This is a genomic window from Saccharothrix sp. NPDC042600, assembly GCF_040647305.1.
Taxonomy (GTDB): domain Bacteria; phylum Actinomycetota; class Actinomycetes; order Mycobacteriales; family Pseudonocardiaceae; genus Actinosynnema; species Actinosynnema mutabilis.
The window spans coordinates 121,039-133,976 of record NZ_JBEZBW010000013.1; the positions used below are offsets into that span (position 1 = coordinate 121,039).

Sequence of the window (12,938 nt, forward strand, 5' to 3'; positions counted from 1 at the left end):
GCATGAACGCTTGGGGGTTGTCCACAGAGGGGGGCACTCGGGCGGACGGACTGGCCGTGCTGACCGATCACCAGCGGGCCGTGCTGAGGTGCTTGGCCAGGGGGTTGGCCGATCACGAGATCGCACGCGTCCTCGCGGTCACGCAGCGCCAGGTCGGTGTGGTCGTCGGTGAGATCCTGCGGGCGCTGGACCTGCGGGACCGCATGGCGGCCGTGGTGTACGCGCACGAGATCGGGATGATCCGGCTACCCGTGCCGTACGCGCCGGTTTAGCGCCAGGAAACCGGCGATGCCGAGCAGGTAGGCGACGGTCGCCGCGACGACCAGGCCGGGCGACCGGCCGTCCAGTGGCACGACCGCCGCGGCGACCGCCACCGCCGCCACCTGCGTGGCGTTGAACAGCGTGTCGTAGAGCGCGAACACCCGGCCGCGCACCTCGTCGCCGATGTCGTGCTGCACGGCCGCGTCGACGCACAGCTTGACCACCTGGCCCGCGAAGGTGAGCAGGAACGACGCGAACAGCGTGGTCGGCAGCGTCATGGGCAGGCCGAGGCCGAGCTGGGTCGCGGCGGCCAGGCCCAGCGCGCCGCACACGGTGCCGCGGCGGCCGAGCACGTCCACGACCCGGTCGGTCACCAGGCCCGCGACCAGGATGCCCGCGCCGCCGAACACCGCGACCTCGCCGAGTCCCGCGAGGCCCGCCCGGAACGGGCCGAAGTCGGTGAACGAGTTGCGCATCAGCAGCAGCGTGATCAGCAGCGACATGCCGAACGCGGCGCGGTGGGCGAGCAGCGCCAGCAGGGCGGCGGACACGCTGGGCGTGTGCCACGCGGCCTTGCCGCCGTCGGCCAGGCCCCGGGCGACGGCGGTCACCGTGCGGGACGGCTCGTCCACCTCGTCCGGGCCCAGGACGCCGCGCGCGAACCGGGCCGCCAGGAACGCCGCGGTCAGCGAGCCGATGACGGCGAACGCCGTGGTCCACGCCGAACCGCCGTCCCCCGCGCCCAGCACCTGCCGCAGGCCGACCGCGCAGGCCGCGCCGAGCACGGCGGTCAGGGCGCCGAACGTGGTGACGAACGCGTTCGCCTCGACCAGGTGGTCGTCGGCCACGACGTGCGGCAGCGACGCGGACAGGCCCGAGCCGACGAACCGGCTCACGCCGGTGACGAACAGGGCGGACGCGTAGAGCGGGACGCCGTCCAGCCCCAGGCCCACGGCGGCGGCCGTGAGCAGGATGAACGCGCCCCGGGTGAGGTTGGCCACGACCAGGACGCGGCGGCGGTCCCACCGGTCGAGCAGCGCGCCCGCGAACGGGCCGACCACGGAGTACGGGAGCAGCAGGACCGCGAACCCGGCCGCCACGGCGAGCGGGTCCGCGTGCCGTTCGGGGTTGAACAGCACCGCGCCCGCGAGACCGGCCTGGAACAGACCGTCGCCCCACTGGGCCGCGAGCCGGGAGGCCAGCAGCCTGCGGAAGTCCGCCACGGCGAGGAGCTTGCGGATCCCGAGGTGGTGCTTTGCCGTGGTCGTCCCGGCAGTGGTCACACCACGAGCCTAGGCCCTGCGGTCGGCCGCTCGGGTGAACGGGAGGGGGAATCAAGGGGTGGGTGCCACGAAGGCCGGACCCGTGCGGGTCCGGCCTCCCTGGCGCCAGGTGCCCGGTCGCCTCTCGGCGGATTGCGCTTCGCGGCTCCAGCCGTGCGGTATTCCGCGAAGGCGGTTTGTGTTGGGCCCGGGGGACTCGATGGCACCTGACGGTCACTGCAACGAACACGGTAACGCGGATGTTCCGCGACGGGTGTGATGTGCGCCGTCTGGGATCATGGGCTGGTGCGCCCTGATGCCGAAGTCGAACCGGGTTCCCTGCTGGTCGCGGCGCCGAGCCTGACCGACTCGAACTTCCGCCGCACGGTGGTCTACGTGATCGACCACCGCGGGGAGGGCACGCTGGGCGTGGTGCTGAACCGGCCGAGCGAGGTGGCGGTGCACGACGTCCTGCCCGCGTGGGGGCCGCACGTGTCCCGGCCGCAGGCGGTCTACATCGGCGGCCCGGTCGAGCAGAAGACGGCCCTGTGCCTGGCCGCGCTGCGGGCCGGCGAGGACCACAGTTCGCTCGAAGGTGTGGTCGGCGTGCACGGACCGGTGGCGTTGATCGACCTGGACTCGGACCCGGACGCGCTGGTCCCGAAGGTGCGCGGCCTGCGCGTGTTCGCCGGGTACGCGGGGTGGGGCGAGGACCAGTTGGCGGGCGAGATCGACCGCGGCGACTGGATCGTCGTGCCCGGCCTGCCCGACGACGTCCTGACCCCGCCGAACACCGACCTGTGGGGCCGCGTCCTGCGCCGCCAGGGCATGCCGACCGCACTGCTGGCCACGTTCCCCATGGACGTCCGCCGCAACTGACTGTCGTACCCCGCCGGGACGATGGAGACGGGGGCCGGAGGCCGCCCCCGACAGACGGAAACGGCCCGGACGGTGGTGGGCGTCCGGGCCGTGAACTCCTGTCGGGTCAGGCGCGCTGGAGCACGCCGCACGCCCCGGCGCACGCGCACCCGCCGCAGCCGGCCGGTTCGGGCGCGGGCATCGCCTCGGCGGCCCGGTGCGCCACGACCCCGCCCGCGGCGGCGATGACCAGCGAGCCCACCAGCCCCACCAGGCCGACGACCAGCGCCGTCCCAGGGTTGAGCAGCACCGCCACCGCCGTGAGCAGGGCGACCGCGCCCGCCACCGCGGTGGGCACGGCGGCCACCCGGTTGGCCATCGCGAACGTCTCGTCGTCGCGGAGGGTGGCCGCGGTCCGGACGCCGAAGAAGCGGTTGCGGCGCAGGAGGCCGCGCAGACCCAGCACGCCGGTCGTCCCGAACGCCACGCCGACCAAGCCCAGCACCACGAGCAGCACGATGTTCACGCGTTCGAGGGTAGGCGCGTCCTTCGATCAAGCTCGAACCAGGTCCTCCGAACGTGACGCCCGCTGACGCGGAGCGCTGTGCACCGGGCTCGGGCGGACACGCTGCCGGAGACGGTCGGGTTCCCCGCCCGGTTCATCCTGGTTGCGGCCCGCTGATACCGTGGACACATGAGCACGGCCCGCCTGCTCCTTATCTAGCCGCGCGGACCCGCACGAAAGGGTCGGCGCGGCAACCCCTCATGCCCATCAGGGCTGGGGGGTTTCGTCATGTCAGGGGCCGGCAACCGGAAGGGACTACCCAGATGAGCACCGACGCGGCGGCTGAGACGCCCGCCTTCCGCTACACCGCCGCACTGGCGGCGGAGATCGAGCAGCGGTGGCAGCGCGAGTGGGAGGAGCGCGGCACGTTCCACGCACCCAACCCGGTCGGCCCGCTCAAGGGTGACGTGCCCGCGGACAAGCTGTTCGTGCAGGACATGTTCCCGTACCCGTCCGGCGCCGGCCTGCACGTCGGCCACCCGCTGGGGTTCATCGGCACCGACGTGTTCGCGCGCTACCACCGGATGACCGGCCGCAACGTGCTGCACACGATGGGCTTCGACGCGTTCGGCCTGCCCGCCGAGCAGTACGCCGTGCAGACCGGCCGGCACCCGCGCGAGACCACCGAGGACAACATCCAGACCTACCTGCGCCAGATCCGCCGGGTGGGCCTGGGCCACGACGAGCGCCGCCGCATCTCCACGATCGACCCGGCGTACTACAAGTGGACCCAGTGGATCTTCCTGCAGATCTTCAACTCCTGGTACGACGACAAGGCCGGGAAGGCCCGGCCGATCGCCGAGCTGGAGACCGAGTTCGCGCAGGGCAAGCGGTCCACCCCGGACGGTCGCGGGTGGTGCGAGCTGACCCGCGCCGAGCAGCAGAAGGTGCTGGGCGGCTACCGCCTGGCCTACCTGTCCGAGGCGCCGGTCAACTGGTGCCCCGGCCTGGGCACCGTGCTGGCCAACGAGGAGGTCACCGCCGACGGCCGCAGCGAGCGCGGCAACTTCCCGGTGTTCCGCCGGTCGCTGCGCCAGTGGATGATGCGGATCACCGCCTACTCCGACCGCCTGATCGACGACCTGGACCGGCTGGACTGGCCGGAGAAGGTCAAGTCGATGCAGCGCAACTGGATCGGCCGCTCGCACGGCGCCCGGGTGAAGTTCGCGTGTGCGGCCCCGGGTGCGGGTGCCCAGCAGGACACCGTCGACATCGAGGTCTTCACCACCCGCCCGGACACGCTGTTCGGCGCGACCTACATGGTGCTGGCGCCCGAGCACCCGCTGGTGGACGCCATCGCGACGCCCGACCACGTCGAGGCGATCGAGGCCTACCGGCGCGAGGTGGCGCGCAAGTCCGAGCTGGACCGCCAGGAGAACAAGGAGAAGACCGGCGTCTTCACCGGGGCGCACGCCGTGAACCCGGTGAACGGCAAGGAGATCCCGGTCTACATCGCCGACTACGTGCTGATGGGCTACGGCACCGGCGCGATCATGGCGGTGCCCGGCCAGGACCAGCGCGACTGGGACTTCGCCAAGGCGTTCGACCTGCCGATCATCCGGACCGTGCAGCCGCCCGCCGACTTCGACGGCGAGGCGTTCACCGGCGCGGGCCCCGCGATCAACTCCGGTTTCCTGGACGGCCTGGACGTCGCCGAGGCCAAGAAGACGATCATCGCCTGGCTGGAGGAGCAGGGCCGCGGCGAGGGCACCGTGCAGTACAAGCTGCGCGACTGGCTGTTCTCCCGCCAGCGGTACTGGGGCGAGCCGTTCCCGATCGTCTACGACGAGGACGGCGTGCCGGTCGCGGTGCCGGAGTCGATGCTGCCGATCGAGCTGCCCGATGTGGACGACTACTCGCCGCGGACGTTCGACCCGGACGACGCGAACTCCGAGCCGTCGCCGCCGCTGTCGCGCGCGGAGGACTGGGTCGAGGTCGAGCTGGACCTGGGCGACGGGCGCAAGAAGTACCGGCGCGAGACCAACACCATGCCGAACTGGGCCGGTTCCTGCTGGTACCAGCTGCGGTACGTGGACCCGACCGAGGACAGCCGGTTCGTCAACGCCGAGAACGAGCGGTACTGGCTGGGCCCGCGCACGCAGGACCACGGCGCGAACGACCCGGGCGGCGTGGACCTGTACATCGGCGGTGTCGAGCACGCGGTGCTGCACCTGCTGTACGCGCGGTTCTGGCAGAAGGTGCTGTTCGACCTGGGCCACGTGTCCGGCGACGAGCCGTACCGGCGGCTGTTCAACCAGGGCTACATCGAGGCGTACGCCTACACCGACGCGCGGGGCGTGTACGTGCCCGCCGAGCAGGTGGAGGAGCGCGACGGCAAGTACTTCTTCGAGGGCGAAGAGGTCAAGCGCGAGTACGGCAAGATGGGCAAGAGCCTGAAGAACGTCGTCACGCCGGACGACATGTGCGACCGGTACGGCGCGGACACGTTCCGCTTGTACGAGATGTCGATGGGCCCGATGGACGTGTCCCGCCCGTGGGCGACCAAGGACGTCGTCGGCGCGCAGCGGTTCCTGCAGCGCCTGTGGCGCAACCTGGTCGACGAGGAGACCGGCGCGCTGCGGGTCACCGACGAGGAGCCGACCGAGGAAGCGCTGCGGCTGCTGCACAAGACGGTCGCCGGCGTGCGCGAGGACTACGCGAACCTGCGCTACAACACGGCGGGCGCGAAGCTGATCGAGCTGAACAACCACATCACCAAGCACCACCCGGGCGGCGCGCCCCGCGCCATCGCCGAACCGCTGGTGCTGCTGCTGGCCCCGCTGTGCCCGCACGTGGCGGAGGAGCTGTGGGAGCGGCTGGGCCACGGCGAGTCGCTGGCGCACGGGCCGTTCCCGGTGGCCGACGAGAAGTACCTGGTCGTGGACACGGTCGAGTACCCGATCCAGGTCAACGGCAAGGTCAAGGCCCGCGTGGTCGTGCCCGCGTCGGCCGGCCGGGACGAGGTCAAGGCCGCCGCCTTGGCCGACCCGAAGGTCGCCGAACTGGTCGGCGGCGGCGAACCCCGCAAGGTGATCGTCGTGCCGGGCCGCCTGGTCAACGTGGTGCTGTAGCGACGAAGGGCCGCCCTCCGGTGCGGAGGGCGGCCCTTCGCGTCACTCGATGACCAGCGCCACACCCGCCACGACCGCGCCGGCGATCATGCCAATCCCCCCGAGGACGCCGAACACCGTCCACCCGGTGAACGGCAGCGTCGGCCCCCAGCCGAAGGCGCCACCGACGAGCGCCACCCCGAACGCGCCCAGCGCCACGCCCCACCCGATCCAGCCCGCGGCGAGCGTCCGGCGGCGGCCGTCGAACGGCCGCACGGCCACCGCCACCGGGCCGAGCCCGAGCAACGCCGTCCGCGGTCCCCGTTCGGTGGTCCACACCTCCGTGGCCCCGGTGAACCGGTCCCGGCTCGCCGGCCGCGCGCCCCGCACGGGCCTGGTCAGGAACAACCGCTCGGTGTCGCCCTCGTCGTACTCGACGTCGAGCGTGACCACGCCGTACGGGTGGTCGCCGCCCGCCGTGCCCAGCACGCCCCACCCGTGCCGCCACCGCGGTCGCCCGACCAGCCGCCGCGCCCACCGCACGGCCCACGGCACGCCCTTGCCGAGCGGGAAGATCGCCAGGACGAGCGCCACGACGAGCGGCTGTTCGCGGTCCCACGGGATGTTGGGCTCGGACGTGGTGCGCAACCGGGCGGGGTCGTCCGGGTCGTGGTGGACGACGACCTGGTCGCCCACGCGGTAGGTCAGGTCCGAGGTGATCTCGACCAGCGCGGACCACGGCCGGTCGTCGGTCAGGTAGGTGACCTCGAACTTGGCGTGGTCGGCCCACACGACCCGGCCCTGCGTGCGCGCGCCGTCGGTCAGCAGGTCCTCCTGGGCCGCCGAGGCGGCCACGACCCTGGCCATCGCGAAGGCGACCAGCCCGACACCGACCAGCACCAGCACGACCGCCCGCAGCAGCAGCCGGCGGGCCACCGCGGGGAACACCGCCGGATCGACGCCCATCTCCACGGCGTCCGCCATGTCGTCGCGCACCAACGCGCTGAACCGCACCCGCTTGAAGTCCCCCACCGCCGCGTCCACAGCGCGAGTGTGCGGTCCCGGGTCAGTCCGTGAAGCCCATTTCGGCCAGGATCTGGGCCAGCATCGAGTCGAACATCGGTTCCGGGTTGCCGATGGCGAACGGGAACCGGCCGAAGACCTCCAGGGCCACGTGCCCGTACAAGCGGACCCACGACTGCGTGATGTGGTAGACCGCGCTCAGCGGCAGCACCTCCGGGTCCACCGGTTCGCCCTGGGCCGCGACGGTGTCGAGCAGGACCTCCCGGAACGACTCCAGGTCGGCGTGCAGGCTCTCCGGCACGTCGGTGTGCGGTGGCGTCGGGGCCGGGTGGCTCGCGATGAGCCGGCCCGCCACCTGCAGGAAGATCCGGCCGAACTGGTCGCCGACCTGGGCGCGCTGGTCCGGGCGGCAGATGCCGAGGGTGGCCTCGGTGCTCGCGAACACCAGCGCGAACTCCTGCGGGTGGGCCAGCGCCCAGCGGCGGAAGCCGCGGCACACGGCGTAGACCTGCGCGGTGATGTCGTCGGCCGGGATGACCGCCAGGTCGGTGTCCAGCTCGACCGCGAGGTCGGTGCAGATGTCGTCGACGAGCCGGCGGAGCAGGTCTTCGCGGGAGTCGTAGTACCGGTAGAGCGCTGGTGCGGTGATGCCCAGTTCCCGGGCGATGGCACGAAGGGTGACAGCATCACGACCATGCGACACCAACAGGGCACGTGCTTGCCTTCGAATGTCGCGCTCCGTCTCGGCTCGGAGCCGTTCGCGGCGCGTGGCCTCGGTCATATGTCACCCCATCGGGTTGTAAACGGTGTTCACCGGGCGTACGGTCGGGCGGGGATCTCAGTGAACGGTGTTTACGAAGTTCACGCCATTCACGCCACCGTAACGCATCAGCCTGGGAGGACGCTTTGTTCGCGAAGTGGGGATCGCTGGCGTACCGCCGCCGATGGGTGGTGCTCATCGCGACGGTGGTGCTGGCCGTCGCGGGCGGCGTGTGGGGCCTGGGGGTGTTCGACAAGCTGAGCCAGGGCGGTTACGACGCCCCGGACAGCGAGTCCGCCCGTGCCAACAAGGTCGCCGAGCAGGCGTTCGGCCGCACCGGCGGTGACGTCGTCGTCGTGTACGACACGGTGGACCCGGCGCAGCTGCAGAAGATCGACGCCCAGCTGTCCGGCCTGCCCTCCGACGCCGTCCTGACCGTGCAGGACCCGTTCCCGTCCCCCGAGGCGGGCAAGTCGCTGGTGGCGATCACGCTGCGCGGCAGCGACTCCAACACGCACGTCAAGCAGTACGAGCAGATCAAGGACCAACTGCACGTCGACGGGATCAGCGAGGTCGTGGGCGGGTTCATCCCGACCCAGAAGGCCATCAACGACATGTCGTCGTCGGACCTGGCCACGGCCGAGGCCGTGTCGCTGCCGATCGTGCTGCTCCTGCTCATCGTCATCTTCGGCGGCCTGGTCGCGGCGTCCCTGCCGGTGCTGGTCGGCGGTCTGGCGATCATGGGGTCGCTGGGCGTGCTGCACGCCATCTCGCTGGGCGCGGAGGTCAACTCGTTCGCGGTCAACGTCGCCAGCCTGCTCGGCCTGGGCATGGCGATCGACTACGGCCTGTTCATCGTCGGCCGGTTCCGCGAGGAGATGGCCGCCGGCCGCACGCCCGAGCAGGCGGTGCGGCGGACCGTCATGTCCGCCGGCCGCACGGTCGTGTTCTCGGCGACGCTGCTGGTCATCGCGCTGTCCGGGCTGCTGCTGTTCCCGCACGGCTTCCTCAAGTCGCTCAGCTACGGCGGCATGTCCGCGGTCGCGATCGCGATGGTCGTGTCGCTGACCCTGCTGCCCGCGCTGCTGGGCGTCCTCGGCCACCGCGTGGACAAGCTCGCCATGCCGTGGCGCAAGAAGGGCGAGCCGTCCGAGCGCGGCTGGCGCAAGCTCGCCGGCGTGGTCATGAAGCGGCCCGTGCTGTTCGCGCTGCCGATCATCGCGGTGCTCGTCGCGCTGGGCGCGCCGTTCCTCGGCGTGCAGTTCGGCCAGGTCACCGAGAAGGTCCTGCCCGAGGGCAACGCCGTGCGCGTCGCGGCCGAGTCGATCAACAACGACTTCCCCGGCCTGGCGTCGGGCAACATCAAGATCGTGATCACCGGCGACCCGGCGCCGGCGGACGTGCGGGCGTTCGCGACGCGGGTCGGCGCGGTGCCCGGGATCGGCGAGGCCGCCATCGCCGCCGAGCCGAAGAACGGCGTGTGGCTGGTCAACGCCGGCCTCGACGTGGACCAGCTGTCCGACGAGGCCAAGCAGGCGATGAAGGACGTCCGGGCGCTGGACGGGCCGGGCGACGAGGTGCTCGTCGGCGGCAACACGGCCGTGGTGTCGGACAGCCTCGACGCCGTGCGCGCCGAGCTGCCGTGGATGGTGCTGATGCTGGTCGGCGCCACGTTCCTGCTGATGTTCCTGGCGTTCGGGTCGATCCTGCTGCCGATCAAGGCGGTCGTGGTCAGCGCGCTGTCGCTGTCGGCGACGTTCGGCGTGCTGGTGTGGGTCTTCCAGGAGGGCCACGGCGCCGACCTGCTGGGCGTGACGCCGGGTCCGCTGGAGTCGGGCATCGTCGTGCTGATGGCGGCCATGGTGTTCGGGTTGTCCACGGACTACGAGGTGTTCCTGATGTCCCGCATGGTCGAGGCGCGCGGACGCGGCGCGTCGACCGAGGAGGCGGTGGCCACCGGCCTGGCCAAGACCGGGCGGGTGATCACGGCGGCGGCGTTGCTGCTGATCGTGGTGACCGGCGCGTTCGCGTTCTCGCAGATCGCGATGATGCGGTTCGTCGGGGTCGGCATGATCCTGGCGCTGGCGCTGGACGCGACCGTGGTGCGGATGATCCTCGTGCCGGCGGTGCTCAAGCTGCTGGGCAACGCGGCCTGGTGGGCGCCCGGTCCGTTGAAGCGGATCCAGGAGCGCATGGCCATCCACGAGGAAGCCCCGCCGGTGGAGGACGAACGGGTGCCCGCGCGCGTCTAGCGGTTCCCGGCGAAGACCACGGCCACCGCGTCGAAGCCGCGCCCGTTGTCGTGCAACGGGGTGCTGTCCAGGGCGCTGTGGTGGAACGTCGTCAGGACCGCGTTGTCGGTGCTGTCCAGGACCGTCGTCGTCTTCCCGCAGGCCAGGAAGACGCGGCGGTCGCCGGGCGGGATGGCCAAGCTGCGGGCGTCCCGCCGCACGTGGGCGACCTCGTAGGTCGTGGTGTCCAGGACGGCGATCTCGCCGTCCAGGGCCACGTACACGCGCTCGCCGTCGGGCGTGACGGCGACGCTGCCCGCGCCGCGGCCGACCTTCTGGCTCCAGCGGACGCGGTTGGTCAGCGGGTCGATCAGCGTCACCGAGCCGCTGCGGTCGGAGACCTCCAGGGAGCTGACGTAGACCGCGCCGCCGTCCGGGCTGATCGCGACGTTCTGCGGCAGCCCGCCGACGGGGATCGTGGCGACCGGCGACGACGACTTCGTGTCCACCACGGTGACCGTGCCGTCTTGCGAGTTGGCCACGAACACCAGGTCGCCGTCGGGCGCGACCGCGATCCCCTGCGGCTGCCGGCCGACGCGGACGGCGGCGACCAGGTGGAAGTCGCGGGTGTCCACCACGGCCACGACGCCGCTGCCGGTGACGTACAGGCGCTCGCCGTTGGGGTGCAGGGCCGCTCGGGCCAGTTGCGCGCCGGTGTGGATGCGGCCGATGACCTTGCCGACCAGCGGGTCCACGGCGGTGATCACGCCCGCGTAGCCGTTGACGACGTAGACGCGGGTGCCGTCCGGGGCGACCGCCGCGCCGGTGGCCCACGCGCCGGTGTCCACCTCGGCGCGGACCGTGCTGTCGCCGGGGTCGAGGACCTGGACCTGGCCGTGCCGCGAGAGGACGTACGCGAGCGGGGCGGGCGCGCCGGCGGCGGTGACCACGGCGGGCTGGGGGCGTTCACCGAACGCCGGGACCACGGCGGTGGCGACGAGCAGCGCCGCGCAGAGGAGGGCGGCTCGTCGTCGGACCATGCGCGAATGGGAGCACTTGCCGCCCACGCCGTTCCAGTCGAGTCCTACCGACGAGTGATTTCTTTGCCGGAGCGAGTGAACTGCCGCCCGCGACGGCGGGGCGGGCGGCAGCACGCGGCGTTGGTGTGCCCGGCGCCGGTCGCTCGGGGGGCGAAACGACCGACGCCGGACCCCTGCCGGTGCGCTGCACCGGTGGTCGTTCCCCGACGACGTAGAACTACACCAGGTTGACGCACCGCGCTCGGTTTTGGATCCCGACTGGACCTAATTAGCGGAAATTCGTCGCGTTGCCACCAGCTTGGCGTAGCGCGTGCCCGCCGTCAGGAGCACCAGCCCTGCGCCGATGAACGCAAGGACGCGGGCGATGCCGTCCAGCGCGGCCAGGTCGAACAGCAGCAGCTTGGCCACCGCCGAGCCGACCAGGACCAGTCCGGCGACCCGCAGCGACCGCACGTCGATGCCCCGCACCAGCAGCACCAGGGCGGCGACGGTCCACGAGACCGTGACGACGGAGTGGCCGAACAGGAACCCGGCTTCGTCCTGCGACACCAGCAGCGCGGAGCACAGCACCACCCCGGCCGTCGCGTACAGCACGACCAGCCCGACCGTGATCCACGGCAGCGGGTGCCGGCCCAGGACGCCCAGCCGCACCGCCGCCCACGGCAGCGCGATCGCGGTCAACGCCAGGACGAGCGCCGCGAGCAGCCCGGTCACGAGGTCGCCGCGGCTGATCGGGCGCCACGGTTCGTCGAGGAGCCATTCCAGCGGGACCGCGTCGGCCAGGGTCATGACCAGGCCGATGCCGGCGAAGGCGGTCGAGCCGAGCAGCGATCCGCGCGACCGGAGCCGTTCGGCGAGCACGGCCAGCACCAGCGCCTCGCCGAGCACCACGCCGGCGCGGGCGCTGCCGTCCAGCGCGAGGGCGGTCGACACGAACAGCGCCAGCACCCCGACCGCGCCGACGCCGGCGGTGAACGTCGAGGGCAGGGCCCGCCGGCCGACCGCCCACAGCCCGAGCAGGACGACCGCGACGGCCCCCGCGAGCCCCGCGCCCCAGGTCTTGTCCAGCACGACGGTCGTGAGCAGGGCGGGCAGCGGCGAGCCGACGGCCAGGCCCAGCGCGGGCACGTCGTCCGGCCGGACCCGGACCGTGACGACGGCGGCGGCCACGCCGACCAGCGCGGCGAGCAGGGCCAGTCCGGCGAGCGTGCGGGGGTCGCGGGTGTGGCCGATGACCAGCAGCGTGGCCAGCAGCGGCGGGACGCCCGCGGTGACGGCCAGCGACGGCCAGTCCTTGCGCAGGTGCACGGGACTGGCGGCGATCTTCAGGACCAGCAGGAACCCGACCAGCAACGGCGTGAACCCGTCGGTGAGGACCGGCGCGCACACCGCGCACGCGCCCACGACGCCGGACGCGAAGAGGGCGGAGTTCCACCGCATCGCGAGCAGCAGGCCGGCGGCGGCGATCAGGAGCCCGGCGGCGAGGCCGGCGCCCTCGGGCAGGTAGCCGTAGATCGAGGTGGCGGCGACGACGTCCAGGTAGAGGACGGCGAACCCGGTGGCGGCGACGGCGAACGCGCCCGAGCGCGAGTGCTCGCCGCGGTGCATGCGCAGGGCGATGGCGACGAGCGCGGAGCCCAGCAGCGCGCCGCCGATCACGCGCGGGACGGGGCCGAGGTAGCCGCGCTGGACGGCGAGGACGAGGAGGAGGACGACCCCGAGGAGGGTGACCGCGCCACCGACCCAGGCCAGCAGCTTGCTGCCCGCGCCGGGTTGGCTGAGCCGGTCGAACAGCGAGGGTCGGGGCGGCACGGGCGGCAGCGGGTGGCCGCCCCACGACGGAGGCGGTGGGGGCGCGGCCGGCAGCGGGAACCGCGGCATCGGCGGC

At 72.5% G+C, this 12,938-nt stretch carries 10 protein-coding genes; 4 read left to right on the forward strand and 6 right to left on the reverse strand.

Annotated features, from left to right (window positions below):
- Positions 1–56: 56 nt before the first annotated feature.
- Entirely contained in the window at positions 57–272 is a 216-nt protein-coding gene (locus AB0A74_RS12405) for a helix-turn-helix transcriptional regulator (RefSeq protein ID WP_358248887.1), read from the forward strand.
- Here AB0A74_RS12405 and AB0A74_RS12410 read toward each other — a convergent pair.
- On the reverse strand, positions 246–1,544 hold the full coding sequence (locus AB0A74_RS12410) for an MFS transporter (protein WP_358248888.1): 1,299 nt from the start codon (positions 1,542–1,544) through the stop codon (positions 246–248). The two genes, AB0A74_RS12405 and AB0A74_RS12410, sit on opposite strands and share 27 nt — an antisense overlap.
- Positions 1,545–1,802: 258 nt before the next feature.
- Here AB0A74_RS12410 and AB0A74_RS12415 point away from each other — a divergent pair, with 258 nt between their 5' ends.
- On the forward strand, positions 1,803–2,402 hold the full coding sequence (locus tag AB0A74_RS12415; protein WP_343933813.1) for a YqgE/AlgH family protein: 600 nt from the start codon (positions 1,803–1,805) through the stop codon (positions 2,400–2,402).
- Between the two features lie 106 nt (positions 2,403–2,508).
- On the opposite strand, the gene AB0A74_RS12420 is transcribed toward AB0A74_RS12415, so the two are convergent.
- Positions 2,509–2,907, reverse strand: coding sequence for an SdpI family protein (locus AB0A74_RS12420; RefSeq protein ID WP_343933814.1), 399 nt, complete (start codon positions 2,905–2,907; stop codon positions 2,509–2,511).
- Between the two features lie 302 nt (positions 2,908–3,209).
- Between AB0A74_RS12420 and leuS the strand changes: the two genes are divergently transcribed.
- Positions 3,210–6,017, forward strand: coding sequence for a leucine--tRNA ligase (gene leuS, locus AB0A74_RS12425; protein WP_358248889.1), 2,808 nt, complete (start codon positions 3,210–3,212; stop codon positions 6,015–6,017).
- Between the two features lie 42 nt (positions 6,018–6,059).
- On the opposite strand, the gene AB0A74_RS12430 is transcribed toward leuS, so the two are convergent.
- Both AB0A74_RS12430 and AB0A74_RS12435 read right to left on the reverse strand, forming a co-directional pair.
- Entirely contained in the window at positions 6,060–7,040 is a 981-nt protein-coding gene (locus tag AB0A74_RS12430) for a hypothetical protein (RefSeq protein WP_358248890.1), read from the reverse strand.
- 22 nt (positions 7,041–7,062) lie between these two features.
- Positions 7,063–7,800, reverse strand: a complete 738-nt coding sequence (locus tag AB0A74_RS12435; RefSeq protein WP_358248891.1) for a TetR/AcrR family transcriptional regulator — start codon at positions 7,798–7,800, stop codon at positions 7,063–7,065.
- Between the two features lie 125 nt (positions 7,801–7,925).
- Between AB0A74_RS12435 and AB0A74_RS12440 the strand changes: the two genes are divergently transcribed.
- Entirely contained in the window at positions 7,926–10,031 is a 2,106-nt protein-coding gene (locus tag AB0A74_RS12440; RefSeq protein WP_358248892.1) for an MMPL family transporter, read from the forward strand.
- Here AB0A74_RS12440 and AB0A74_RS12445 read toward each other — a convergent pair.
- Positions 10,028–11,050 (reverse strand): PQQ-binding-like beta-propeller repeat protein, encoded by a 1,023-nt coding sequence (locus AB0A74_RS12445; RefSeq protein ID WP_358248893.1) that lies wholly within the window; start codon positions 11,048–11,050, stop codon positions 10,028–10,030. The two genes, AB0A74_RS12440 and AB0A74_RS12445, sit on opposite strands and share 4 nt — an antisense overlap.
- Before the next feature lie 264 nt (positions 11,051–11,314).
- On the reverse strand, positions 11,315–12,938 hold a 1,624-nt coding region (locus tag AB0A74_RS12450; protein WP_358248894.1), incomplete at its 5' end, for a DUF2339 domain-containing protein.